This is a genomic window from Streptomyces sp. NPDC050806, from assembly GCF_055586425.1.
Window position 1 is genome coordinate 644,883 of the sequence record NZ_JBVJIF010000002.1, and the last position, 22,862, is coordinate 667,744.

At 72.5% G+C, this 22,862-nt stretch carries 25 protein-coding genes; 19 read left to right on the forward strand and 6 right to left on the reverse strand.

What is annotated here, in order from left to right:
* Nucleotides 1–71 precede the first annotated feature (71 nt).
* The 11 genes from ACZ6WH_RS08345 to crcB all read left to right on the forward strand — a co-directional run bounded on the left by ACZ6WH_RS08345 (nt 72) and on the right by crcB (nt 6,875).
* Nucleotides 72–1,622 carry a sodium:solute symporter family transporter gene (locus ACZ6WH_RS08345; RefSeq protein WP_469726921.1) on the forward strand — a complete coding sequence of 517 codons (1,551 nt, stop codon included), beginning with the start codon at nt 72–74 and terminating at the stop codon, nt 1,620–1,622.
* Between the two features lie 13 nt (nt 1,623–1,635).
* Nucleotides 1,636–2,265 carry an RNA polymerase sigma factor gene (locus ACZ6WH_RS08350; RefSeq protein ID WP_432851474.1) on the forward strand — a complete coding sequence of 210 codons (630 nt, stop codon included), beginning with the start codon at nt 1,636–1,638 and terminating at the stop codon, nt 2,263–2,265.
* Nucleotides 2,262–2,537, forward strand: a complete 276-nt coding sequence (locus tag ACZ6WH_RS08355) for a hypothetical protein (RefSeq protein ID WP_432851472.1) — start codon at nt 2,262–2,264, stop codon at nt 2,535–2,537. The genes ACZ6WH_RS08350 and ACZ6WH_RS08355 overlap by 4 nt, the downstream gene beginning before the upstream one ends.
* Before the next feature lie 185 nt (nt 2,538–2,722).
* The gene (locus ACZ6WH_RS08360; RefSeq protein WP_469726923.1) at nt 2,723–3,865 is read left to right on the forward strand and encodes a YihY/virulence factor BrkB family protein; all 1,143 of its coding nucleotides are present in this window, start codon (nt 2,723–2,725) and stop codon (nt 3,863–3,865) included.
* Nucleotides 3,866–3,871: 6 nt separating this feature from the next.
* Entirely contained in the window at nt 3,872–4,324 is a 453-nt protein-coding gene (locus tag ACZ6WH_RS08365) for a phage holin family protein (protein ID WP_432851469.1), read from the forward strand.
* Complete coding sequence (locus ACZ6WH_RS08370) at nt 4,321–4,770, forward strand: DUF3618 domain-containing protein (protein WP_469726924.1); 450 nt, start codon at nt 4,321–4,323, stop codon at nt 4,768–4,770. The genes ACZ6WH_RS08365 and ACZ6WH_RS08370 overlap by 4 nt, the downstream gene beginning before the upstream one ends.
* Complete coding sequence (locus ACZ6WH_RS08375; protein ID WP_469726925.1) at nt 4,767–5,033, forward strand: DUF4235 domain-containing protein; 267 nt, start codon at nt 4,767–4,769, stop codon at nt 5,031–5,033. The genes ACZ6WH_RS08370 and ACZ6WH_RS08375 overlap by 4 nt, the downstream gene beginning before the upstream one ends.
* A gap of 113 nt (nt 5,034–5,146) precedes the next feature.
* The gene (locus ACZ6WH_RS08380; RefSeq protein ID WP_399705236.1) at nt 5,147–5,338 is read left to right on the forward strand and encodes a DUF6381 family protein; all 192 of its coding nucleotides are present in this window, start codon (nt 5,147–5,149) and stop codon (nt 5,336–5,338) included.
* A 291-nt stretch (nt 5,339–5,629) separates the two neighbouring features.
* On the forward strand, nt 5,630–6,115 hold the full coding sequence (locus ACZ6WH_RS08385; protein ID WP_469726926.1) for a fluoride efflux transporter FluC: 486 nt from the start codon (nt 5,630–5,632) through the stop codon (nt 6,113–6,115).
* Entirely contained in the window at nt 6,112–6,504 is a 393-nt protein-coding gene (locus tag ACZ6WH_RS08390; protein ID WP_469726928.1) for a DUF190 domain-containing protein, read from the forward strand. Before ACZ6WH_RS08385 ends, ACZ6WH_RS08390 begins: the two co-directional genes overlap by 4 nt.
* Nucleotides 6,501–6,875, forward strand: coding sequence for a fluoride efflux transporter CrcB (crcB, locus tag ACZ6WH_RS08395; RefSeq protein ID WP_469726930.1), 375 nt, complete (start codon nt 6,501–6,503; stop codon nt 6,873–6,875). The genes ACZ6WH_RS08390 and crcB overlap by 4 nt, the downstream gene beginning before the upstream one ends.
* Nucleotides 6,876–6,917: 42 nt before the next feature.
* Here the strand turns inward: crcB and ACZ6WH_RS08400 are convergent, their stop codons facing one another.
* Together ACZ6WH_RS08400 and ACZ6WH_RS08405 are read right to left on the reverse strand one after the other, a co-directional pair.
* On the reverse strand, nt 6,918–8,357 hold the full coding sequence (locus ACZ6WH_RS08400; RefSeq protein ID WP_469726932.1) for a flotillin family protein: 1,440 nt from the start codon (nt 8,355–8,357) through the stop codon (nt 6,918–6,920).
* Between the two features lie 104 nt (nt 8,358–8,461).
* Nucleotides 8,462–8,965 (reverse strand): hypothetical protein, encoded by a 504-nt coding sequence (locus tag ACZ6WH_RS08405; RefSeq protein WP_469726933.1) that lies wholly within the window; start codon nt 8,963–8,965, stop codon nt 8,462–8,464.
* A 227-nt stretch (nt 8,966–9,192) separates the two neighbouring features.
* Here ACZ6WH_RS08405 and ACZ6WH_RS08410 point away from each other — a divergent pair, with 227 nt between their 5' ends.
* Nucleotides 9,193–9,564, forward strand: a complete 372-nt coding sequence (locus ACZ6WH_RS08410; protein ID WP_469726934.1) for a hypothetical protein — start codon at nt 9,193–9,195, stop codon at nt 9,562–9,564.
* Nucleotides 9,565–9,687: 123 nt separating this feature from the next.
* Here ACZ6WH_RS08410 and ACZ6WH_RS08415 read toward each other — a convergent pair whose 3' ends face one another.
* From ACZ6WH_RS08415 to ACZ6WH_RS08425, 3 genes are all read right to left on the reverse strand, one after another.
* Nucleotides 9,688–10,689, reverse strand: a complete 1,002-nt coding sequence (locus tag ACZ6WH_RS08415) for a PP2C family protein-serine/threonine phosphatase (RefSeq protein ID WP_432864141.1) — start codon at nt 10,687–10,689, stop codon at nt 9,688–9,690.
* A gap of 310 nt (nt 10,690–10,999) precedes the next feature.
* The gene (locus ACZ6WH_RS08420) at nt 11,000–13,057 is read right to left on the reverse strand and encodes a phosphocholine-specific phospholipase C (RefSeq protein WP_469726935.1); all 2,058 of its coding nucleotides are present in this window, start codon (nt 13,055–13,057) and stop codon (nt 11,000–11,002) included.
* Nucleotides 13,058–13,466: 409 nt separating this feature from the next.
* The gene (locus tag ACZ6WH_RS08425; protein ID WP_432851451.1) at nt 13,467–13,799 is read right to left on the reverse strand and encodes a DUF6479 family protein; all 333 of its coding nucleotides are present in this window, start codon (nt 13,797–13,799) and stop codon (nt 13,467–13,469) included.
* A gap of 366 nt (nt 13,800–14,165) precedes the next feature.
* On the opposite strand from ACZ6WH_RS08425, the gene ACZ6WH_RS08430 reads away from it, so the two are divergent.
* Genes ACZ6WH_RS08430 through ACZ6WH_RS08445 form a run of 4 tightly spaced genes read left to right on the forward strand, consistent with a single transcriptional unit; the run spans nt 14,166 to nt 16,979 of the window.
* On the forward strand, nt 14,166–14,954 hold the full coding sequence (locus tag ACZ6WH_RS08430; protein ID WP_432851449.1) for a SigB/SigF/SigG family RNA polymerase sigma factor: 789 nt from the start codon (nt 14,166–14,168) through the stop codon (nt 14,952–14,954).
* A gap of 55 nt (nt 14,955–15,009) precedes the next feature.
* Nucleotides 15,010–16,023, forward strand: a complete 1,014-nt coding sequence (locus tag ACZ6WH_RS08435) for an iron-containing redox enzyme family protein (RefSeq protein ID WP_469726937.1) — start codon at nt 15,010–15,012, stop codon at nt 16,021–16,023.
* A gap of 52 nt (nt 16,024–16,075) precedes the next feature.
* Nucleotides 16,076–16,729, forward strand: a complete 654-nt coding sequence (locus ACZ6WH_RS08440; RefSeq protein WP_469726938.1) for a HemK2/MTQ2 family protein methyltransferase — start codon at nt 16,076–16,078, stop codon at nt 16,727–16,729.
* A 34-nt stretch (nt 16,730–16,763) separates the two neighbouring features.
* Entirely contained in the window at nt 16,764–16,979 is a 216-nt protein-coding gene (locus tag ACZ6WH_RS08445; RefSeq protein ID WP_469727214.1) for a CDGSH iron-sulfur domain-containing protein, read from the forward strand.
* Nucleotides 16,980–17,057: 78 nt separating this feature from the next.
* On the opposite strand, the gene ACZ6WH_RS08450 is transcribed toward ACZ6WH_RS08445, so the two are convergent.
* Nucleotides 17,058–19,154 carry a catalase gene (locus ACZ6WH_RS08450; RefSeq protein ID WP_469726940.1) on the reverse strand — a complete coding sequence of 699 codons (2,097 nt, stop codon included), beginning with the start codon at nt 19,152–19,154 and terminating at the stop codon, nt 17,058–17,060.
* A gap of 363 nt (nt 19,155–19,517) precedes the next feature.
* On the opposite strand from ACZ6WH_RS08450, the gene ACZ6WH_RS08455 reads away from it, so the two are divergent.
* The 3 genes from ACZ6WH_RS08455 (at nt 19,518) to ACZ6WH_RS08465 (ending at nt 22,833) form a co-directional block, all read left to right on the forward strand.
* A complete protein-coding gene (locus ACZ6WH_RS08455; protein ID WP_469726941.1) occupies nt 19,518–20,654 on the forward strand; it encodes a baeRF2 domain-containing protein in 1,137 nt (378 codons plus the stop codon).
* A gap of 654 nt (nt 20,655–21,308) precedes the next feature.
* Nucleotides 21,309–22,265, forward strand: coding sequence for an LLM class F420-dependent oxidoreductase (locus tag ACZ6WH_RS08460; protein WP_469726943.1), 957 nt, complete (start codon nt 21,309–21,311; stop codon nt 22,263–22,265).
* Nucleotides 22,266–22,488: 223 nt separating this feature from the next.
* A complete protein-coding gene (locus tag ACZ6WH_RS08465) occupies nt 22,489–22,833 on the forward strand; it encodes an STAS domain-containing protein (protein WP_469726944.1) in 345 nt (114 codons plus the stop codon).
* Nucleotides 22,834–22,862 lie beyond the last annotated feature (29 nt).

Consider the following 22,862-nt stretch of genomic DNA (forward strand, 5'->3'; position numbering starts at 1 on the left):
CGGGCCGGTCAGTGCGTCTACCGTCCTGCATCGGGGAGCCCGCGCGGCGGGTCGGACGGCAGAGGTGGCGGATGTCCTTGAACAGTGCGTTCGTCGCCTTCACCCTGCTCGTGGCAGGTGTCGCCGGAGCCGCGGGGCTGCTGGCCCACCGGTCGGCCCCCACCGAACTGCCGCACCCCGCCGGCTGGGCCCTCGCCGGGCGCGAGCTGGGCACCGGCCGCGTCGCCGTCCTGCTCGGCGGCACCGTCTACACGGCCTACACGGTCGTCGCCGTGCCCGGACTCACCTACACCACGGGCGGGTTCGGGCTCTACGCCCTGACGTACACGCTGCTCCTCACGCCGGCGGCGCTGGTCGTGCTGCCCCGGTTCCGCGACCTGGCGAGCCGCCACGGCCTGGTCACCACCGCGGACCTGGCGCTCGCGCGGCACGGGTCGCACGCACTCGCGCTGGCGGTCGCGGTCACCGGAGTGGTGGCCGCGATGCCCTACCTCGCCCTCCAGGCCGTCGGCCTCGAAGCCGCGCTGCGCGCCATGGGCATCAGCCCCACGGGCGCGACCGGCGTGCTGTCCATCGTGGTGGTGTTCGCCGCCTTCTCCGCCGTGCTGCTCCCCGGCGGACTGCGGCCCGGCGTCGTCTTCGCCTGCTTCAAGGCCGCGTTGCTCCTGGGAACACTGGCGGCGGCGCTGTTCCTGGTCGGCGGGCACACGGCCGGCCCGCGACAGGTGTTCGCCGAGTCCGCCCGGCGGCTGGCCGCCGACCACCTCTCCCTGGTCACGCCGCCGAGCTCGTACCCCGCGTACGTCACGCTCGCCCTCGGCTCCGTCCTGGCGCAGCTGATGTACCCGCACCTGCTCACCGTGGCGCTGGCCGCGCGCAGCGCCGACACCGTCCGCCGCGCGACCCTGGCGCTGCCGCTGTGGACCGGCTCGCTCGGCCTCTTCGCCTATCTCGGCTTCGTGGCGCTCGCGCTGGGGGTGAGGACCCCGGCGGGCCATGCGGAGCTGGCGGTGCCGGCGCTCCTCACCCGGCTCGTCCCGCACTGGCCGGCCGGACTCCTGCTGGGAGCCCTCGCCGTCGCCGCCCTCGTGCCGGCCGCGGTGATCTCCATCGGCATGGCGACCCTGGTGGCGCGCAACATCTACAGCGAGTTCTTCAATCCGACGGCGACCCCGAAGCACGAGGTGCGCGCGGCCCGGTTCGCCGCCGCCGTGCTCACCGCCGGCGCGCTCGCCTTCGCGCTGTCCCTCCCTCCGCAGGACGCGATCAACCTCCATCTGCTGGGCGGGGTCTGGATCGTCCAGACCGCGCCCGCCGTCGGCCTCGCGCCGTTCACCCGCTGGTTCCACCACCGGGCGCTGCTCGTGGGCTGGGCCGTGGGCATGGCGGTGGGGACGGGGATGACCGTGCGCGGCGGCTTCGCGTCCGTGACCTACGTCGGGATCGGCCCGGTCGGCCTTCCCGTGTACGTCGCCGTCACGGCGCTCGTGGTGAACCTGCTCGTGGCCGTGGCCCTGACCGTGCTGTTCGACCGGTTCGGTGTGCCGCGCAGGAGCGACGCCCTGACCGAGCCCGGCGGCCGGCAACGCAAGGGCTCCCGGTTCGCCGTACGGGTCGACTGAACAGGAGCACAGGATGCACTCCCTCACCCATGAGAAGCACGGTGGCCCGTCCGCCGGGAACTCCCCTGTGAACGGCTGCACCGCGGTGGACGACGGGCCGCCGGAGCCGGACCGGCCGTCCTCCCCGGAACCGCTCGACCTGACCGAAGCGGACCGGGACGCCGCCATCGCCCACCTCTTCGAGGCGCACTACCAGGGCCTGCTCAGGCTGGCGGTCCTGCTCGGCTCCGCGGCCGAGGCCGAGGACGTGGTGGCCGAGGCCTACTACCAGCTGCACCGCCGCTGGCACCGGCTGCGGACACCGCAGGCCGCGCTCGGCTACCTCAGATCGACCGTGTGCAACCTCTCCCGCATGCGGCTGCGGCATCTGCGCGTCGTCAGGCGGTACGCCCAGCGGCACGTCGAGAGGGTGGTGCCGTCCGCCGAGAGCCAGGTCCTCGTGCGGGACGAACACCGGCTGGTGAACGAGGCGTTACGGTCCCTGCCGGGCCGTCAGCACCAGGTGCTCGTCCTGCGGTACTGGCTCAACCTCAAAGAGGCGGAGATCGCCCGGACCCTGGGCATCTCGACGGGGGCGGTGAAGGCCCACGCCTCCAGGGGGATGGCGAGGATGAGCCGGATCATGAAGGGAGCCGCCGGATGAACCGGACCCCGCCCTCCGCCGAAGAGCGGCTGCGCTCCGCGCTCCTGGGCGTCGCCGAGACCGTCCAGCAGTCTCCCGACGCCTACCGCCACGCCCGGCGGCACTGGCGGCGCAGGGAGTGGCGGCGCCGCGCCGTCCTGGCCGCGGTCGTGCTGCTGCTCGCCGTCCTCGCCTGCGCGGCCGGACTGTGGGCGCTCTCCGGAGCCGCCTCGGACGGACATGTGATCTTCGGGGGCGAGGTGGCCGGCGAGGTGCCCACAGGGCTGCCCTGACCAGCCCGTCCGCCCGTGGCGAGGGCCGGCGTCGCGAAACAGCACGCAAAGGCCGCGTACCGGCCTCCCGTCACCCGTTCGGTGGAGCCGCGGCAGCGGGGTTTCCCTGCGCGAACGAGTGGGCATCGCCGAGGCCGTACGCACCGGACCCGTTTCGGTTCGGGGCGGGCGGTAACCCACGACGTATGGCACCGATATCGCGACCGGGGGGCCGGGAGGGCCCCACTCATCGCGCCGACGACGGTCCCGGGGAGCCGACGGCCCGGGTGCCCGCGGCGCGGCAGGAGGCAGGCGCGGCCCCGTCTCCGGGCCCCGACCCGCTGGTGAAGCGGAGGGAGCCGGACGAGCTGACCGCCCTGCCGAAGAAGTCCTGGTGGGCCGTGCTGCGCGGCACGGTCAAAGAGGTCAAGGGCGATGAGCTGACCGACCGGGCCGCGGCGCTGACGTACTACGGGGTGCTGTCCTTGTTCCCCGCGCTGCTCGTCCTGGTCTCCCTGCTGGGTCTGGTGGGGGAGTCGGCCAGCCGGAAGGTGGTGACCACGCTCCAGCAACTGGCACCCGACTCCGTGCGGCAGATCATCGGCGACGCCGTGCAGCAGTTGCAGGGGAACGCCGGGGTCGGCTCGCTGATCGCGGTGGTCGGCCTGCTGGGCGGTGTCTGGACGGCCTCCGGCTATGTGGCGGCGTTCATGCGCAGCTCCAATGTCGTGTACGACATGGCCGAGGGCCGCCCGATGTGGAAGGTGCTGCTGGGGCGACTGGGCCTTACGGTGGTACTGATGTTGCTGGCCCTCCTCAGCGCGCTCATCGTGGTGTTCACCGGCGGAATCGCGCGGCAGGTCGGCGACGCGCTGGGCGTGGGAGCCATCGCGCTGACGGTGTGGTCGATCGCCAAGTGGCCGGTGCTGCTGATACTGGTCACGACGATGATCGCGTTCCTCTACTGGGGCGCGCCCAACGTGAAGGGGCGCGGCCTGCGGTGGGTCACCCCGGGCAGCTTCCTCGCCCTGGTCATCTGGATGGTGGCCTCCGGCGGATTCGCCGTGTACGTGGGGAACTTCTCCTCCTACAACAAGACCTACGGGACCCTCGCCGGCGTCATCATCTTCCTCGTCTGGCTGTGGATCACCAATCTGGCCATCCTGCTCGGCCTGGAATTCGACGCCGAGATGGCACGCGAGCGGGCCGTCGCCGGTGGCCATCCCGACGGCGACGAGCCGTACGTCGAGCCGCGCGACACCACCGCGTGGAGTGAGGAGGAACGCGAACGGGCCGAGAACCCGGGCGAAGCCCGATCCGCACAGGACGCGGCCAGGAAAGGCAGTTGATCGGTGATGAGTACTTCTGAGGACCGGGCGGTACGTCCCGGTACGTATCCGGACACGCCCCCGCGACCACAGCACACCGAGGAGTCGGTGGGCGAACTGGTCTCCCGCGCCTCGCACCAGCTCTCCCAGCTGGTGCGCGAGGAGATGCAGTTGGCACAGGCGGAGATGGTGCGGAAGGGCAAACGATTCGGCATCGGCGGCGGGCTGTTCGGCGGCGCGGGCGTGGTCGGATTCCTCGCGCTGGAGGCGCTGGTGGTGACCGCGATCGCGGCCCTCGCGCTGGTACTGCCGGTCTGGGCGTCGGCCCTGATCATCACCGGCGCGCTCCTCGTGCTGGCCGGGATCCTGGCGCTGGTCGGCAAGAAGGAGATCGGCCGGGCGACGCCGCCGACGCCACAGGAGGCGATCGCCGGCATCAAGGCCGATGTCGCCGAGGTGAAGGAGAAGGCGCACCGATGACCGAATCCCAGGGCAGGAAAGAGTCCGCGTCCCTCACGCCGGAACAGCTGCGGGAGCGCGTGGAGCACACCCGCGAGGAGCTGGGCCGGACCGTGGAGGAGCTGGCCGCCAAGGCGGACGTGAAGACGCGGGCGAAGGAGAAGGCCGGGGAAGCCAGGGCGAAGGTGCGGGGCAGGGCCGGCGACGCCAAGGCCAAGGTCCGGGGAGCCGTCGGCCATTCGCGCGCGCGGGCCCAGGACGGCTCGGCCCACGCCGCTGAGCGCGGCCCCGTCCCGGCGCTGGCCATGAGCGCCGCCGCGGCCGTCCTCATCTGGCTGCAGGTCCGCCGGCACGGCCGCGGCCACAAGGCCGGCGCCCGCGCCCGGACCGTCGCCGTCCGCAGCGGCCGCCCGCGCGGCCTCGTCGGGTCCCGCCGCTGCGGCAGCCGCACCAGGAGGTTCCGATGAACGCAGCGAAGGTCGTGTACACGCCGGTCGGCGTGGCACTGGGAGCCTGCAGCGGCATGGTCGCGGGCGCGCTGTTCAAGCAGACGTGGAAGCGCCTCGGGCACGAGGGGGACACCCCGAGCGCCAGAGACGAGGAGCGGACCTGGAAGGAAGTGCTGCTGGCAGCCGCGCTGCAAGGGGCCATCTTCGCCACGGTCAAGGCCGCCATGGACCGCAGCGGCGCCACCGCCACCCGCCGACTGACCGGCACCTGGCCCGGCTGACGGCCGGGCCTCCCGGATGCGGGGCGGCCGCGGAGCTGATTCGCTGAAAGGGCCCGCGTCCTCCCGGGCGCGGGCGTCTCGGACGTGGTGTCTCGGACGGGCAAGGAGTGATCATGGGTATGGACGGTGAGGTCGGCGGCCGGATCCGGCAGATGCGGGACAAGGCGAAGGAGCTGTCGGAGGCCGCGGAGCGGACCGGCGATCCGCAGGACCGCAAGCGGCTCCAGGAGAAGGCCCGCAAGCTGGAGAGCCAGGCGGAGCAGGAGTCGAGCATGGGCAGCGGGGACATCTTCCCGATGCAGTGACCCGCGTACGGACGTCGTGACCTCGTGCGGTCGCGTCCGCCCTCCCTTCAGCGGAGGGCGGACGCGTGCGTGAGCGGGGCCGGCCGGCCGCGGACGGGCGCGCGAGACGGCGGACGGGAGCCGGTAGGCTGGGGGAGCGGCGATCTCCGGATCCCGCGCGGCGGTGGGGCCCGCCGTACCCGAACCGCGGCAGCGACGCCGCCAACGGTCCCTGCTTGCGACGCGCGCCGGCGCGCCGCGTGCCTGTGGCACGCGCGGCCGCCGACGCCCCCGGCGAGTAGGAGACAGCACGTGTCAGAGCCCCACCCCACCACGCTGAACGCACCGGCCGGTCCCGGCACCGGCCCGCGCACCCCGGCGCGGCCCGCCGTACGCGGGAACCGGCAGGGCCCCGTCGTGGCCGTCGTCGCGCTCGGCGGTGCCGCCGGGGCCGTCGCACGCTACGGCGCCTCGCTCCTGTGGCCCACGCCGCCCGGCGCCTTTCCCTGGACGACGCTGCTCGTCAACGCGCTGGGCTGCGCCGCCATCGGCGCCCTCATGGCGGTGCTCGCCGAGGCCCCGTCGGCGCACCGGCTCGTCCGGCCGTTCCTCGGCACCGGCGTCCTCGGCGGCTTCACGACCTTCTCCACGTACGCCGTGGACATCCAGCGCCTGGCCGGGCACGGCGAGACCGGCACCGGCCTCGCGTACCTGGCGCTGACCCTGCTCACGGCGCTGGCCGCGGTGTGGGCAGCGGCCGTCGCCACCCGGCGCGTCCTGTCCCGGAGGCAGCGGTGACCACCACCCGCTCCGCCCTCCGCCTCACCGTGTTCGTCGGCGAGAACCACACCTGGCACCACCGTCCGCTGTACTCCGAGGTCGTGCACCGGGCCCACCGCGCGGGCCTCGCCGGCGCCTCGGTCTTCCGCGGCATCGAGGGGTTCGGTGCCTCCTCGGTGATCCACACGAGCCGGCTGCTGTCGTTGAGCGAGGACCTGCCGGTGGCCGTGGTGATCATCGACGCCGAGGACCGGATCCGGGCGTTCCTGGAGGAGCTGGCGGAGCTGGTGAGCGAGGGGCTGGTCGTCGTCGACCCGTGCGAGATCGTGCTCCCGGGGACCTCGCGGGGGACGGCCGACGACGCTCCCGAGGGCGGCCGGGGCGACGAAGGGGGCCGCACGCGGTGAACTGGCTGCTCGTGATCGCCGGGGCCATGGTCGGGGCCCCGCTGCGCTACCTCACCGACCGCGCGGTCCAGGCCCGGCACGACACCGTCTTCCCCTGGGGCACCTTCACCGTCAACGCCGTCGGCTCCCTGCTCCTGGGACTGCTGACCGGCGCGGTCGCCGCGGGCGCCGCCTCCTCGCAGGTGCAGCTGCTGGCCGGCACCGGCCTGTGCGGTGCGCTGACGACCTACTCGACGTTCTCGTACGAGACGCTGCGGCTGACCGAGGGCGGGGCCCGCCTCTTCGCCGCGGCCAACGCGGTGGGGAGCGTGGTGGCCGGACTGGGCGCCGCCTTCGCGGGGGCGGCCGTCGCCCGGGCCGTCTGGGGATAGCCCTCCGAGGGGCGACCGCCGGCCGCCCCTCGGAAGCGGGACTCACTCGGTGATGTCGATCTTCCCGTTGGAGGCGGCGGGGTCCGCGGCGGCCGGCGCGGGCACCGGGGCACCCTGCCGCTCCGTGATCCCCCTCAGGAGACCCGCGAGGTCGACGCCGGTGGTGGAGCCGAGCAGTTCGACGCCCTGCGCGACATTGTCGGCGACCGCCCGCGGCAGCCGCCCCGCGCCGTCCGTGGAGATCACGGTCAGCTTGTCCACGGCGCTCAGCGGCTCGGACGCCTTGCCGACGACGTCCGGCAGCACCTGCACCAGCATCTGCAGCACCGCGGCGTCCCCGTACTGCGCGAACGCGTCCGCCTTCTTGCGCATCGCTTCGGCCTCGGCGGAACCCTTCGCGCCGATCGCGGCGGCCTCCGCCTCGCCCTCGATGCGCACCGCCTCGGCGAGCGCCGCACGCTGCGCCTTCTCGCCCTCACCGGTGAGCCGCGCCCGCTCGGCCGCCGCCTCGGCCTCCTTGACCAGCCCGATCCGCCGGGCCTCGGCCTCCTGCTCGGCCTGGTAGCGGGCCGCGTCGGCCGGCTTGCGCACCTTCGTGTCCAGCTCGCGGTCGGTCAGCGCGGCCTGGCGCTGCGCCACCTTCTCCTGCTCGGCGAGGACTTCCTGCCGCCGCGCGGCCTCGGCCAGCGGCCCGGCCGCGCCGGCACGCGCCGCGGCCTCGTCCGTCTCGGCCTTGATCTCCGCCTGCCGCAGCGCGAACGTCCGCTGGGCGACGGCGATCTCCTCCTCGGCCTTCAGCCGGGCCTGTTCGGCGGCGCGCCGGGCCACGGCCTCGGCGATGTCGGCCTCCTGCCTGGCGCGGGCGGCCTCGGGCCGGCCGAGGTCCTCCAGGTACGAGCCCTCGGTGGTGATGTCGTGGATCTGGAAGGCGTCCAGCACCAGGCCCTGGCCCGAGAGGCTGGCTTCGGCCTCCTCGGCGACCTGCCCGGCGAACGCGGCCCGGTCCCGGATCACGTCCTCGACCGACATCCGGCCGACGATGGCCCGCAGCGCGCCGGAGAGCACCTCCTGCGTGAACCCGACGATCTCGTCCTGCTGCTGCAGGAAGCGTTGGGCCGCCGCCCGGATGCAGTCCTCGGTACCGCCGACCTTGACGATCGCGACGCCCTCGAGGTTCGCCTTCACACCGCGCAGGGTCACCGCGCCGCGCACGGCCACGGGGATCTGCCGGCTGGAGAGTGCCAGGGTGAACTTCTGCTGGACGAACGGCACGACGAATACGCCGCCGCCGACCACGACCTTCTGGCCGCTGTTGTCGGTGAACACCCGGCCCGTCTCGGGGTCGGTGGCCTTCTTGCCGCGCCGGCCGGTGACGATGAACGCCTCGCTGGGCCCGGCGACCTTGTAGCGCGTGATCACGACCAGCGCGAGGAGGACGATCAGGACGACGATGCCGGCCACCGCTGTCAGGACTGGACTCATGTGCATTCCCCCCTGCCCCCGTGGGACGGACGGCAGATCGGTTCGGTTGGTGAAGTGAAAGAGACTGGTGAAGTGGGAGCGAGGGCGGCGCGCGGGAGCGCGGGTCAGCGCTCGACGGGGCGTACCGCGACCGAGGTGGGGGAGAGCGTGGCCGCCACCCATACCTCGGTGCCGCGTTCCAGGGGCACTTCGCCCTTGGCCGCCAGCTTCACGGGCTGGCCCGCGAGCCGCAGCAGCACCTCGCCGTAGCCGTCGGCCGGGATGGCGGTGACCACCGAGCCGGCCGTGCCGAGCAGATCGTCCCCCTGCGGGGTCGCCGCGGTCTGTCCGTGCGTCAGCGCACGGCACAACCGCCAGGTGAGCCATCCGGCCGCGAGTCCGGCGAGCGTTCCGGCCGCCGCGGCGGCCCCGGCGCCGAGGCCGGTGGTGCCGAGGACGAGCGCGCCCACGAAGCCGAGCATGGACACGAAGCCGGCGATCACCGGCAGCGACAACACCCCGTCGAGCACGCCGAGGCCGTCGAAGAGCCCTTCCAGTACGCCGTCGAGGACGAGCGAGAGGGCCAGCACCACAATCCCCGCGATGCCGAGACCGAGAAACCAGGCCATCGGAATACCTCCCCCGTTGCGCACTCTCTCCCTGGTCAGCTGCATCTTGTCAGATGTCCATCGAACAAATCATTGCCGGAACCCGGCAATCTTTATGCGTTCTTGATGCCGGGTCACCGGCGGTTCGTGGTGAGTACGGCAGCGGCACATGCCCCTTTCCGTGGTCGGCCACGGCGTGTGACGACCACGTGGCAGGATGCCGTTACCAGTACGGGGCGGGTGGGCCAATGGCAGACATTGAAGAGACTCTGCGGGACATCGTGCGCATCGACGGAGTGCTGGGCGCCGCCGTCGTGGACTACTTCAGCAGGCTGACGCTGGGCGCCGTGGGCAAGGCGGGGCCCGACCTGGAGCTGGCCGCGGTGGGCGACACCGACGTCGTACGCGCCAAGCTCTTCACCCTCGAACTCCTCGGCTACCGCCAGGAACGCATAGAGGACATCCTCGTCACCCTGGACAGCGAGTACCACCTCATCCGCCCGCTCGTGCGCCGCCGGTACGAAGGCGTCTTCCTCTACCTGGTACTGGACCGCTCCCTGACGGACCCCGAGGTCGCCCGCGGCTGGCTGCGCGCGATAGAGGACCGCCTGGAGCTCTGACCGCCTGCTGCCGCCCCCGGCCGGACCGCACGCCGACCGCGTTGTCAGTGACGGGTGCCAGACTGCGCTCATGACCACGAGGGAGGGGCGGTGCGGCCCGCCCGCGATCGAGGGGCGGGCGTGTCAGGCGGTGCGGTAGCGGACCAGGAGCATTGCGGCGTCGTCGTGCAGCGGGCCGCCGGTGTGTTCCACCAGGTCCGCGCGGATGGCGTCCACCGCGGCCTGCGGGTCCGGCTCCTTGAGCAGTCCGGCCCGCTCGTCCAGCGGGTAGAAGTGTCCGTCGCCGTCCCGCGCCTCGGTGACCCCGTCGGTGTAGAAGAGCACCTGGTCGCCGGGGGCGAAGCCGACGTCGTACGGCTCCGGGCCGCCCTCCCCGTGCGCGGTGAGGCCGAGGGGGAGGGCCCGGCGCGGCGGCGTCAGGTACGCCACGGTCCCCTCCGGGCGGGCGACCAGGGGCGCGGGGTGGCCATAGTTCAGCAGCGTCATCGTGGGGCCCGCGCCCGTCTCGGCGAGCACGGCGGTCACGAACTTCTCGTCCGGCAGGTCCCGTTCCAGGGCGCGTTCGAGCCGGGCGCCGACGGCGGCGAGGTCCGGCTCGTCGTACGCGGCTTCGCGGAAGGCGCCGACGACCACCGCGGCCGTCTCCACCGCCTCCAGGCCCTTGCCCTGTACGTCCCCGATGAGCGCCCGCACGCCGTACGGCGAGGCCACGACCTCGTAGAGGTCCCCGCCGATCCGGGCCTCGGCGACCGCCGAGGTGTAGGAGACGGCCACGCTCAGCCGTCCCGCGCCGCGCGGCACGGGGCGCAGCAGGACGCGCTGCGCGACCTCGGCGATGGAGCGGACGTTCGCCAGCTCCGCCTCCCGGCGCCGCCGCATCACCGCGGCCGCCACGCCCGCGACCGTGACCCCGGCGACCGAGAGGAGCGCGGTGTAGCCGCGCTGCCCGGCGAACAGTCCGTCGTACACCCCGAGGACGAGGCAGAGGACGAAGGAGACCACGCCGATCAGGGCGGTCCGCCGCCAGCTGCCGGTCAGCCCGGCGAAGGCCGGTCCCAGGGAGACCAGCGGGAGGAAGCCGGCGTCCGGTCCGGCCGTGAGGTCCACCAGTGCGACCAGGGCCATCACCGCATAGGGGAGGGCGCCGAGGGCCGCCGTGGCGGGATGTACGCGCCCGCTCACCGCTCGTTCCGCTCCGCAGTTCGCTCCACGCGCATCCGCTCCTGGTCGTCAGTCCTCTCCCGTGGGGGCGGCCGCGGGGATCGGTATCACCCGGGGCCGCCGCCAAAGTTACTTTAAGCAACATTTGCACAGTCGAACCAACACATATCCTCCACCGTTACCGAACCGAAGCCGAGATCGCGCCGGGCCGGTGGAGCGTCCGAGGCCCGGCCGCCCGCCCCGAGGGCGGCCGGCCGGGCGTCGGAGGGGCCCGTCAGACGGTGCGGATCGCCGGGTCGCTCACGCCCGCCTCGCCGGTCTCCACATGGCCGGCGAACCGGCGGAGGAAGGCGGTGTCGGCCTCGGATGTCACCGTCAGGTCGTACCAGCGCTTGGAGGGGCGCAGGTCGACGGTGTGCGTGACGGTGGCGCCCGCCCGGACCTTGAAGGTCTGCGCGGGGCTGCCGTACGTGTCGGCCAGGGTGAGGTCCGCGTCGGTGCGGCCCGGGTTGGTGAACGTCAGCGTCACGTTGCCGGTGGTGGCGTCGTGGCGTGCGGTCACCTCCGGGCCCGCGGTCTTCCCCGGGCCCTTGAAGACGCGCAGGAACCCGTTCGGGCCGAAGACCGAGAGGTCGTACACGTCCTTGGACCAGTCGGTGTTCCAGGTGTCGGAGACCGGCTTGCCCGCGGCGGCGGTGTACGTCCAGGGGCCGTCGCCGCGGTTCGCGGCGGAGACGTAGAAGGCGGCGCCGGCCTTGTCGCCCCCGCTGAGGGTGAGGGTGTACTTTCCGGCCGCGGCGTCGGCCCTGCCGTCGGCGTACGGGGCGTAGGGCAGGGCCCGGGACGGGCGGGAGCCCTTCTCCTGGCGGGGCAGGGACGGGTCGGCGGGCGGCTTGGGCACGTAGTCGTCGTGCCGGTCGCCGTCCGGCGGGCGGTAGCCCTCGGTGTCCGGCAGCTCGGCCGGCCGCGCGTCGGGGTTGGCGAAGTCGAAGGCCGAGGTCAGGTCGCCGCAGACGGCGCGCCGCCAGGGCGAGATGTTGGGCTCGTGGACGCCGAAGCGGCGCTCCATGAAGCGGATGACGGAGGTGTGGTCGAAGGTCTCCGAGCAGACGTAGCCGCCCTTGCTCCAGGGCGAGAGGACCAGCATCGGCACGCGCTGGCCCAGACCGTACGGGCCCGCGGCGTAGCCCTTGCCGCCCTTGTAGAGGTCGGGGCCGACGTCCACGGTGGAGAGGCCCTGGGAGGCGGAGGACGGCGGGTACGGCGGCACGACGTGGTCGAAGAAGCCGTCGTTCTCGTCGTAGGTGAGGAACAGCGCCGTCCTGCTCCACACCTCCGGGTCGGAGGTGAGCGCGTCCAGGACCTGGGAGACGTACCAGGCGCCGTAGTTCGCGGGCCAGTTGGGGTGCTCGGTGAACGCCTCGGGCGCCACGATCCAGGAGATCTTCGGCAGCTTTCCGCCCGTGACGTCGGCCTTGAGCTGGTCGAACATGCCGTCGCCCTGCTTGATGTCCGTACCCGTGCGGGCCTTGTCGTACAGCGGGTCGCCGGGCTTCGCGTTGCGGTACTGGTTGAAGTACAGCAGCGAGTTGTCGCCGTACGTGCCCCGGTACGCGTCGTCGATCCAGCCCCACTTGCCGTCCGCGTCGAGGCCGTCGCCGATGTCCTGGTAGATCTTCCAGGAGACGCCGGCCTTCTCCAGCCGCTCGGGGTAGGTGGTCCAGCCGTACCCGGCCTCCTCGTTGCCGAGGACCGGGCCGCCGCCGGTGCCGTCGTTGCCGGTGTAACCGCTCCACAGGTAGTAGCGGTTGGGGTCGGTGGAGCCGATCAGCGAGCAGTGGTAGGCGTCGCAGACGGTGAAGGTGTCGGCGAGCGCGTAGTGGAACGGGATGTCCTCGCGCGTCAGGTACGCCATCGTGGTCGCCGACTTGGCGGGTATCCACTGGTCGTACTTGCCGTTGTTCCATGCCTTGTGGCTGCCGGCCCAGTCGTGGTTGAGGTCCTGGATGAACTGCAGGCCCAGGTTGTCGGCCTCCGGCCGGAACGGCAGAACCTCCTTCGTGCCGTCCGACTGGTGCCACACCGGTTTGCCGCTGGGCAGGTTCACCGGGCGCGGGTCGCCGAAGCCGCGTACGCCGCGGAGCGAGCCGAAGTAGTGGTCGAAGGACCGATTTTCCTGCATCAGTACGACGATGTGCTCGACGTCCTCGATGGTGCCCGAGCGGTGCTGGGCCGGGATCGCGGCGGCGCGGGCGAGGGAGCCGGACAGCGCGGTGAAGGCGGCGGTGCCTCCGGCGAGTTGCAGGAAGCGGCGGCGGTCCAGATGCGGCATGGGCGGGTGACCTCTTCGTCGGTGGGGGGTGGACGAGGCGCATGGTGCGCAGGGCAATTCTCGCGGCGTACGAGGACGCAGCGAAACCCCGTCTCACGATCATTGCGTGACGAAGAGATGCCGATGACCTGACCGTGGGCCGAACGGCCCGTGCTCGCCGGGGGCGACGGACGGGTGCCGGACGCTGCCACGTGGCCGGATGTGCCGGCGGACGACGGCCGCTGAGCGAGGGCCGTCCCGGGACCGACGCTTTGCCGGAGGAGGAAATTCAGGTGAGTGCCCACGGGGAAATGGGCCGACCGCCGTATTCACCCGGCCGGCGGAATGAGTGGGCATGGCCGAGAGCGGCCTCTCACGTTCTCCGTGAGCGACCGCTCAGGGGCGGGTGGCGACACCGCGCCCCGTGATGTCAGCCGTTACCGAAGGAGCCGCTGTGGCCTTCCTGCCATTTCGGCGGTTCGCCGTCGGAGGGGCGGGTGCCGCGGGTCTGGTCGAACTCGTACGGCATTCGACGGTGACCGTCGGCGGTGACTTCGTCACCCGTACGCATTCCCGTTTCGTACCCGCCTGCCGTAGGCGCGACGGGCTGATTCGGGGCCGGCTGAGAACGCCGGCGCTTGCGCCGCAGGCCGTATCCCACGGCGCCGATGAGCAGGAGCACGACGACGAGGCCCACAACGAACGGACCGATGCCGACGAGCAGGTCTCGGTTGGGAGCCGCCAAGGACTCGTAGCTGGTCATGTCCGCCGGGTACCCGCGGGAACCGGAATCGACACGTGTCACACATTTGGACCAGCGCGGAATTCCGGGGCCCGGACCGGAGGTACGCCGGGTGATACCGGAGTGACCCCCGTCGAGGCAGTAGGACGAGCGGTGCGCAAAGCCGTGTCCGCGTGCGCCGGGCGGCGAAGTGAGAAAATGTGGGCAGCGAACCGAGGGTTCGCCGCCGGGCGGTCCCGGCCTGTTCGGGTACCTGGCCGATGGTTTCGGAAACGAGTGTTTCAGTCGGAAAGTAAAAACTCTCCGGCGGTCGGGGCACGGGCGGTCATGCACGTTCGTTCATGGCGATTCCGCCGGTGCCGGAATCCCGACCGGAAGGGAAGAGCCATGGCTGCCTCCACCGCGCTCCGCCGCCATCCGGATACCCCGGACACCGACGCCGCATTCGCCCGAATGGCCACGCTTCCGGACGGCCCCGTGAGGAAGCGGCTGCGCGAGGAGATCGTCTGCGGCTGGCTGCCGATGGCCAACCGGCTCGCCCGCCGCTACAGCGGCCGCGGCGAGACCGAGGAGGACCTGCGGCAGGTCGCCGCGGTCGGCCTGCTCAAGGCCGTCGACCGGTTCGACGCCGCCTCGGGCACGCCCTTCCCGGCGTACGCCATCCCCACCATCCTCGGTGAGCTGCGGCGGCACTTCCGGGACGACCTGTGGGCAGTCCACGTGCCCCGCCGGACCCAGGAGCTGCGGGCCACCGTCCACCAGGCGCGCGAGCAGCTGGAATTCCGCAACGGTTCCGCCACCCTCACCATCGGCGACCTGGCCGAGCACACCGGACTCTCCAAGGAGGACGTGGTGCTCGGGCTGGAGGCCCAGGGCGCGTACACCGCGCTGTCGCTGGAGTGCCCCATGAGCACGGACGCGGGCCACTCCTTCCACCTCGCCGACTTCCTGGGGGACGAGGACCCGGAGCTGGAGCTGGTCGAGGAGCGGCTGTGCGCCGCGCCCGTCCTGCGGGCCCTGCCGCAGCGCGAGCGGATCATCCTCTACCTGCGGTTCTTCCGTGACATGACACAGAGCCAGATCGCCGAGGAGGTCGGTATCTCGCAGATGCACGTCTCCCGCATCCTCCAGCGCTGCTGCCGTCTGGTGCGGGTCGAGGTGACACCGCGCGCCTGAGGGGCACTCGGCGGCGGTGCGCGTCACCGGCCATGTCCAGGGGTGGAGAACAGCGATGAGAGACGAGCCGACCGGGCCCGGACTGCCGCAGGAGCGGGGGCCGGTCTCGGCAGCCATGACCGGCGCGCTGCGCGACGGCGGCCCGCCGGGCGCGGCCGCCGCGGCCGCCGCGGCGGATCCGTACGGCGACGACCTGCAGCTGGCGCTGTACGTGGCGTACGAGCTGCACTACCGCGGCTTCGCGGGCGTCGACCCCGACCGTGAATGGGACCCGGAGCTGCTGCGGTTCCGGGCCGTGCTGGAGCGCCGCTTCCTCGACGCGCTGCGGGCCGACGCCACCGAGCACACGAGCGCGGCGGACGCCCTGGACGAGCTGCTCGTCGAACCGGTCGGCGGGGACGGCGTCCCCCACCTGCTGGAGCGCTCCGGCACCCGCTCCCAGCTGCGCGAATACGCCGCCCAGCGGAGCCTGTACCACCTCAAGGAGGCCGACCCGCACGCCTGGGTGCTGCCGCGGCTGTGGGGCCGGGCGAAGGCGGGCATGGCGGCGGTGGAGTTCGACGAGTTCGGCGGCGGGCGGCCCGAGCGGGTGCACGCCCGGCTCTTCGCCGACCTGATGACGGACCTCGGCCTGGACACCGCGTACGGGCGCTACCTCGACGCGGCCGGCGCGGAGATGCTGGCCGTGGTCAACCTGATGTCCCTCTTCGGGCTGCACCGGGCGCTGCGCGGGGCCCTGGTCGGGCACTTCGCCGCGGTGGAGGTGACCTCCTCGCCTGCCTCCCGCCGGCTGGCCGGGGCGATGCGGCGGGCCGGCGCGGGTCCGGCGGCCGAGTTCTTCTACACCGAGCACGTCGAGGCCGACGCCGTCCACGAGCAGGTCGTCCGGCACGAGGTCGTCGACGGCCTGCTGGCGGCCGAGCCGCACCTGGACCGGGACATCGCCTTCGGCATCGACGCCACCGGCTTCCTGGACGACCGCTTCGGCGAGCGGCTCCTGAGCGCCTGGCGGGCGGGGGAGTCGTCACTGCGGGTGCCCATCGAACCGGACCTCGTCCACGTACCGTGACGCCGCCCCGGTCCGAGCCGGTGAAAGGGAACTATCCGGGTACTCCTGATTTGTGCCTTTGATAACGCTTCCCGGGGTCTATGCCCCGCAGGACGACACGGCCCTGCTGGCCGACGCCCTGCGCCAGGAGCCGCTGGAGCCGGGCGCGCGGGTGCTGGACATCGGCACCGGCACCGGCGCCCTGGCGCTCGCGGCCGCCCGGCGGGGCGGTGAAGTCACCGCCGTCGACATCTCCCGGCGCGCGGTCTTCGCGGCCCGCCTCAACGCCCGCCTCGCGGGCCTGCCCGTACGCGTGGTGCGCGGCAACCTCCTCGCCCCCGTGGCGGGCCGCTCCTACCGGCTGATCCTCACCAACCCGCCGTACGTCCCGGCGCCCGCCGCGGTGCTGCCCCGCCGCGGCAGCGCGCGGGCCTGGGACGCCGGGCACGACGGCCGGCTGCTGCTGGACCGGATCTGCCGGGACGCGCCGGGCCTGCTCGCGCCGGGCGGAGTGCTGCTCATGGTGCACTCGGCGCTCAGCGGCACCGATCCGACGCTGCGGACGCTGCGCGCCGCGGGGCTGGACGCCGTGGTGGTCGAGCACCGCTGCGTGCCCTTCGGGCCCGTCCTGCGGTCCCGGCAGCCCTGGCTGCACAGCCAGGGCCTGGTGGCACCGGACGAGGAGAAGGAAGAGCTGGTGGTGATCCGTGCCGAGCGAAGGTCCTGACTCCGGGGCACGGAGTGCAGCGCCCGCCTCCCGGGTGCGGGCGCCCGGCCCGGCCGCGGCCGGGGACGTCCGCCGCGTCACCTTGGAGAAGGACGGCCCGATGCTGGTGGAGGGCCCGGTCGAGGTGCGGCTGGAGGGCGGCGGCGTGGTCGCCTCCGATCGCTTCTGCGTGGCCCTGTGCAGATGCCGCCGCAGCCGCCGGTACCCGTGGTGCGACACCAGCCACCGGCGGCGCAAGCGCGACGGCTAGCGGACCGTCCGAGCGACAGAAGAGAGAAGGGCGGGCGGTCCTCGGACCGCCCGCCCTTTCTCATGCCCCGTGGCGCGCTCAGCGGCCCAGCGGCGGGCGGTTGCGGTGCCGGTGGGCGGCGACCGCCTCGATGAAGGCCTGCGCGAACTGCTCACTGGCCGGGCCGACCGGGTGGTGCGTGACGACACCCTCGTCGGACACGGTGTGCTCGTGCTCGTCCGCGGTCCGCAGCCGGGCCGGCTCCAGCATCTTCAGCAGGTCGATGCCGGTGCCCAGCGCGGCGATGGCCTTGCCGTGCCGGTAGGAGTCCCGGACGAACTTCAGCACCGCCGGGTCCTGCGCCGTACGGGGCACGGAGGACGGGTCACCGGGGAGCACCACCGCGTCGTAGAGGACCGAGGCGACGGTGGGCAGCGCGCGGTCCACCGGGTGGGTCACGCCGTCGGAGCCGGTGAACTCGCCGTCGTGCGGCGCGAGCACCTCGACGTTGGCGCCCTGCGCGGTGAGCGCGGAGCGGATCGTGTCGACCTGGTCGGCGTCCACGCCGTCCGAGACGAGCACGGCGATCTGGCGGGTCGCGATCGAGCCGTCACCACGGTTGTTCTCGAAGCTGAGCGCGGGGGACGGCGTGACGTCCGGGGTCTCCTGGCGCTCGGGCGGGGCCACGCCGATCCCCTCGGCGACCGCGACGGCGAGCGTGTGGTCGACCCGGGCCAGCTGGGCGACGGTCCGCTCGCGGATCTCCTTGGTGTTCACCTTGCCCAGCTCGAAGCGGAACGCCTCGATGATGTGCTGCTGCTCCCACTCGGCCATGGACTTCCAGAACATCGCGGCCTGGCTGTAGTGGTTCTGGAAGCTGTCGCTGCGCCGGCGGATCTTGTGTCCGGCGACCTTCTCGGTCAGGTGCCGGAAGGCGGACTCGTCGGCGCCGGCCACCGCCGGGCAGCCGCCGGCCAGGGAGTTCTTGGTGTAGCTGGTGGTACCGCGGTGGATCTCGCCCTGGTGGAACCCGTCGCGCTGGTTGTTGCGGACCGGCGAGACCGGCCGGTTGACCGGGATCTGCGCGAAGTTCGGGCCGCCGAGGCGGAGCAGCTGGGTGTCCAGGTAGGAGAAGTTACGGGCCTGGAGCAGCGGGTCGTTGGTGAAGTCGATACCGGGGACCACGTTCGCCGTGTGGAAGGCGACCTGCTCGGTCTCGGCGAAGAAATTGTCGGGGTTGCGGTCGAGGACCATCCGCCCGATCGGCCGGACCGGCACCTGCTCCTCGGGAATGATCTTCGTGGCGTCGAGCAGGTCGAAGTCGAAGTTGTGCTCGTCCTCCTCCGGGACCAGCTGCACGCCCAGCTCGTACTCCGGGTAGTCGCCGGCCTCGATGCAGTCCCACAGGTCGCGGCGGTTGAAGTCCGGGTCGCGGCCCATCGTCTCCTGCGCCTCGTCCCACACCAGGGAGTGCACGCCGAGTTTGGGTTTCCAGTGGAACTTCACGAAGGTGCCGCGGCCCTGCGCGTCCACGAAGCGGAAGGTGTGCACGCCGAAGCCCTGCATCATGCGGTAGCTGCGGGGGATCGCGCGGTCCGACATCAGCCACATGATCGTGTGCAGCGTCTCGGGCTGCAGCGAGACGAAGTCCCACAGCGTGTCGTGGGCCGACGCGCCGGTCGGGATCTCGTTGTGCGGCTCCATCTTCACCGCGTGCACGAAGTCGGGGAACTTGATGCCGTCCTGGATGAAGAAGACCGGGAAGTTGTTGCCGACCAGGTCGTAATTGCCTTCGGAGGTGTAGAACTTGGTCGCGAAGCCACGGACGTCGCGCACCGTGTCGGCGGAGCCGCGGGGTCCCTGGACGGTGGAGAAGCGGACGAACACCGGCGTCCGGACGCTCGGGTCCTGCAGGAACGCGGCACTGGTGAACTCCGCGCACGACTCGTACGGCTGGAAGTAGCCGTACGCGCCCGAGCCGCGCGCGTGGACCACGCGCTCCGGGATCCGTTCGTGGTCGAAGCGGGTGATCTTCTCGCGGAAGTGGAAGTCCTCCATCAGCGTGGGGCCGCGCTCGCCCGCCTGGAGGGAGTCATCGGTGTGGTCGACGGGCACGCCCTGGTCGGTGGTCAGCGGGCCGTCGCTCGGGTCGTGCGCGTAGTACCGCTCCCGTTGCTCCTGCTTCTTGTCCGCCATCTCTGAAGGCTCCTTCCCGCTCCGCGCCGTGCTGGAGTCGCCGACGAGGGCTTCTGGGCATGTGTCTCGGCTCGCCAGGTAACCGTTATCCGAAGCGGAGAAACCTCACTGGACCAGAAGGGGGAGCGCCGCAACCTGTGCGATTCCGGGCCCCTGGCGTGACCGGAGGTGCTCGTGAGACAGCAGAACCGCAGGAGAGCTGCAGTGAAGACGAACTGCATGAACAGTGGCATACAGGGCACCCCGGAGAGTGATGCACTCACCACAGCGACGATGCCTTCGGAGAGCGGAAGCCCACGGCCCCCGAAGCCCGCCTTCGCGGACCCGTACCTGGTGAACGCCCCATTCCGAGGAGGATGCGCCATGCGACTCTCGCTCCTGCAACCGATCGTCGAACGCCCCGGCCCGTGGGCGTCCGTCTACGCCGATGTCAGCCATGGCACGGAGGACGCGGCCAAGCAGCAGGAGCTGTCGGCGCGCAACGCGGCCGACCAGCTGTCGGCGCTCGGCGCCGACGAGCCCACCTGCCGTGCCGTGTACGACTGCCTGACCACACTCGACCGCCCCGGCCGGTCGCTGGCCCACTCGGGCCGCGCGGTCTTCGCCACCGGCGGCGAGGTCGTCCTGGACACCCCGCTGGCCGGGCCGCCCGTCACCCGCGGCGCCACCTGGTCGCCGGTGCCCCGGCTGGCCCCGCTGGTGGACGCGCTGGGCGAGAACCCGGTGTGCCTCGTGGTGTACGTGGACCGGACCGGCGCCGACTTCGAGCTGTGTAGCGACACGGCGCGGGACAGCGCGGGAAAGGTCAGCGGCGACGACTACCCGATCCACCGGACCGCGAGCGGTGACTGGTCCGAACGCCACTTCCAGCTCAAGGTCGAGAACACCTGGGAACAGAACGCCGGTGACATCGCCGACGCCGCGGTCCAGGCCTTCGAGCACTCCGGCGCCGACCTGATCCTGCTGGCCGGGGACGCCCGCGAGCGCCGCTCCGTACGCGACCGGCTGCCCGAGCAACTGCGCGCCGTGGCGTACGAGAGCGAGCACGGCGGCCGGGCCCGGGGCGCCGACAGCACCCGGCTGGAACGCGACATCGCCCATGTCCGCGCCGGCCTCGAACTCGACCACACCGAGGACGTCATCCAGCGCTTCCAGGCCGGGAGCGGCCGCAGCAACGGCGAGTCCGACGTCACCGCCGGTGTGCCCCAGCTGATCGAGGCCGCCCGCGAGCACCGCATCGACACGCTGCTCATCAGCCCCGACGGCGGTGACGCCGGCCGCCAGGTCTGGGTCGGCCCCGACCCCGACCAGCTGGCCGCGCGAGGCTCGGAGATGCAGTACCTGGGCGAGGTGCATCCGGCCCCGGCCCGTGCCGACGACGCGCTGCTGCGGTCCGCCGTGGCCGGTGGCGCGCAGGCCGTGATGCTGCACCACACCGATGAGATGCCGCCCGGCGGGCTCGGCGCGCTGCTGCGCTGGTCCACTCCGGTGACGCACTGACCGAACCGGTTCCGCGGCCGGGCGTTAGGGGCGGAGCCCCGCGGGCACCCGTGGGACGCCGGCGGGTCGGCGGGCAGGCGTACTGCCCCCGCCCCCGCCCTGGCGCGACGGCCGCCCGCACTCGCTGGAGGATCCGTGACCACGCCACAGCCGCCGGGACGCCCCGGCCCCACCACGCCCGACCCGGTGCCTCCGACGCCGGGCCCGGGACCGGGATCGCCCGGACCCGAGCCCGGCCCCGCCCCCGGGCCGGTGCCCGCACCCGGCCCCGACCCGGTGCCCCCGGCGCCGTCCCCCGGCCCCGAGCCGGATCCGGTACCGCCGAACCCGGCGCCCCCGACGCCGGGCCCGCAGCCCGGGCCCGCCCCCGACCCGCTGCCGCCCCCGCACACCCCCGAGGAGTCCGGGCCGGCGGGCTGACGCCCGTGCGCCGGCCCCGGCGAGGACGGAGTACGGGTCCATCGATGCCCGGGCCGACCGCGCCCTCGCCGGGGCCTTCCGCGTACGGAGTACGGGCGTCCGGCTGCACGCCCTCCCTACCCAGCAGTTCTCCTGGCCGCTCTCCCGGCTGCCGCGCCGTCCGCAGCCGGTCCCGCCGATCCACCGGGCCGCCGCCGGGGTCGCTTGGCGGACCAGGAATCCGAGGAGCTTGTGATGACGGAATACGGCTATTTCCTGTCCTGCGAGGAGCACGACCCGCGCGATCTGGTGGAACAGGCGCGTATGGCGGAGCAGGCCGGATTCACCTCGTTGTGGATCTCGGACCATTTCCACCCCTGGAATGACGAACAAGGGCAGTCGCCTTTCGTCTGGTCGGTGATCGGCGCGCTCGCCGAGGCCACGTCCTTGCCGATCGAGACCGCCGTGACCTGCCCGACCAAGCGGCTGCACCCGGTGATCACGGCCCAGGCCGCGGCCACCAGCGCGGTTCTGCTGGACGGTCGGTTCCGGCTCGGCGTGGGCAGCGGCGAAGCGCTCAACGAACAAGTCGTGGGCGGCGAATGGCCGCAGACCTCCGTCCGGCTGGAAATGCTGGAAGAAGCGATACAGGTGATGCGGTCGCTCTTCGAGGGCAAGGAAGTCAGCCACCACGGAAAGCACTACACCGTGCAGAACGCGCGGCTCTACACCGTGCCCGAGGAACCGGTACGGATCGATGTCTCCGGCTTCGGCCCGACCGCCACGGAACTGGCCGCCCGGATCGGCGACGGATTCATCACCGTCGCGCCGGACGCGGACGCCATCGAGCGGTTCCGGCGGGGCGGCGGCGGTGGCAAACCGGTGCACGGCGGCCTCAAGGTCTGCTGGGGAACGGACAAGGAAGAAGCCATCAGCACCGCACACCGGCTGTGGCCCAACCAACAACTGCCGGGCGAACTGGGACAGGTACTGCCGACCCCGCGCCATTTCGAGCAGGCCTCGACACTGGTCACCCGAGATCAGGTGGCATCCGCCGTGACCTGCGGCGACGACGTGGACGCGCATGTCGCGGCGCTCAGTGAGTACGCGAACGCCGGATTCGACACCGTCCATGTGAACCAGATCGGGCAGGACCAGCGCGGATTCTTCGACTTCTATCGCACAAAGGTATTGCCGCAGCTGAAGGACTGAACCGGCAGACCACCGGGAAGTAAACCCGCGGGGCGAATCCGCGTCGAATGCCGTGTGGCGGCGGGCCCTGCGGTGGCGGGGTATCGGCCCGCCGCCCTACCGTGGAATTCCCCCGAGCACGAGTGACCGGATTTCCGAACGGCACGTCAATGCTGCGGACCACGTGTGGGCAGATGCATTCCCTGCCGGTGCGGCGCGCCGGCCCGGCCGTTCAGGAGCAGTGATGACGAGTCCTCCCCGGTCTTCCTGGTGCACTCAGTCGGGTGGCGGCGCCGTGGTGCTCCGCCCGCCGGAGTTCGACTGCGCCCGCGTCACCCAGACCCGTGAGGAGATGCTCATCCTCCTCAACCGGGGCGCGGCGAGCCTCCTGGTGGATCTCGGTGCCTGCTCCCTGGTGTGTGCCTGCTGCGGGGTGCCGGCGCTGGTCCGGGTCTTCCGGCGGGCCCGGGCGCTGGGCACCGCCTTCCACGTCATCGCGCCGCGGAACGCCCAGGCCCGGCGGGCGCTGGAGGACGCGCAGCGGGTGAGCCGGGAGCCGTTTCCGCTGGTGTCCACGGCCGAGGCGTAAGGACACCACTCGGGGCGCGCACGATGTCG

What these genes read in the sequence shown, in the direction of transcription:
- ACZ6WH_RS08345 (WP_469726921.1), top strand. Translation starts at nt 72, where the DNA reads ATGTCCTTGAACAGTGCGTTCGTCGCCTTCACCCTGCTCGTGGCAGGT.
- ACZ6WH_RS08350 (WP_432851474.1), top strand. Translation starts at nt 1,636, where the DNA reads ATGCACTCCCTCACCCATGAGAAGCACGGTGGCCCGTCCGCCGGGAAC.
- ACZ6WH_RS08355 (WP_432851472.1), top strand. Translation starts at nt 2,262, where the DNA reads ATGAACCGGACCCCGCCCTCCGCCGAAGAGCGGCTGCGCTCCGCGCTC.
- ACZ6WH_RS08360 (WP_469726923.1), top strand. Translation starts at nt 2,723, where the DNA reads ATGGCACCGATATCGCGACCGGGGGGCCGGGAGGGCCCCACTCATCGC.
- ACZ6WH_RS08365 (WP_432851469.1), top strand. Translation starts at nt 3,872, where the DNA reads ATGAGTACTTCTGAGGACCGGGCGGTACGTCCCGGTACGTATCCGGAC.
- ACZ6WH_RS08370 (WP_469726924.1), top strand. Translation starts at nt 4,321, where the DNA reads ATGACCGAATCCCAGGGCAGGAAAGAGTCCGCGTCCCTCACGCCGGAA.
- ACZ6WH_RS08375 (WP_469726925.1), top strand. Translation starts at nt 4,767, where the DNA reads ATGAACGCAGCGAAGGTCGTGTACACGCCGGTCGGCGTGGCACTGGGA.
- ACZ6WH_RS08380 (WP_399705236.1), top strand. Translation starts at nt 5,147, where the DNA reads ATGGGTATGGACGGTGAGGTCGGCGGCCGGATCCGGCAGATGCGGGAC.
- ACZ6WH_RS08400 (WP_469726932.1), bottom strand. Translation starts at nt 8,357, where the DNA reads ATGAGTCCAGTCCTGACAGCGGTGGCCGGCATCGTCGTCCTGATCGTC.
- ACZ6WH_RS08405 (WP_469726933.1), bottom strand. Translation starts at nt 8,965, where the DNA reads ATGGCCTGGTTTCTCGGTCTCGGCATCGCGGGGATTGTGGTGCTGGCC.
- ACZ6WH_RS08410 (WP_469726934.1), top strand. Translation starts at nt 9,193, where the DNA reads ATGGCAGACATTGAAGAGACTCTGCGGGACATCGTGCGCATCGACGGA.
- ACZ6WH_RS08415 (WP_432864141.1), bottom strand. Translation starts at nt 10,689, where the DNA reads ATGGCCCTGGTCGCACTGGTGGACCTCACGGCCGGACCGGACGCCGGC.
- ACZ6WH_RS08420 (WP_469726935.1), bottom strand. Translation starts at nt 13,057, where the DNA reads ATGCCGCATCTGGACCGCCGCCGCTTCCTGCAACTCGCCGGAGGCACC.
- ACZ6WH_RS08425 (WP_432851451.1), bottom strand. Translation starts at nt 13,799, where the DNA reads ATGACCAGCTACGAGTCCTTGGCGGCTCCCAACCGAGACCTGCTCGTC.
- ACZ6WH_RS08430 (WP_432851449.1), top strand. Translation starts at nt 14,166, where the DNA reads ATGGCTGCCTCCACCGCGCTCCGCCGCCATCCGGATACCCCGGACACC.
- ACZ6WH_RS08435 (WP_469726937.1), top strand. Translation starts at nt 15,010, where the DNA reads ATGAGAGACGAGCCGACCGGGCCCGGACTGCCGCAGGAGCGGGGGCCG.
- ACZ6WH_RS08450 (WP_469726940.1), bottom strand. Translation starts at nt 19,154, where the DNA reads ATGGCGGACAAGAAGCAGGAGCAACGGGAGCGGTACTACGCGCACGAC.
- ACZ6WH_RS08455 (WP_469726941.1), top strand. Translation starts at nt 19,518, where the DNA reads ATGCGACTCTCGCTCCTGCAACCGATCGTCGAACGCCCCGGCCCGTGG.
- ACZ6WH_RS08460 (WP_469726943.1), top strand. Translation starts at nt 21,309, where the DNA reads ATGACGGAATACGGCTATTTCCTGTCCTGCGAGGAGCACGACCCGCGC.
- ACZ6WH_RS08465 (WP_469726944.1), top strand. Translation starts at nt 22,489, where the DNA reads ATGACGAGTCCTCCCCGGTCTTCCTGGTGCACTCAGTCGGGTGGCGGC.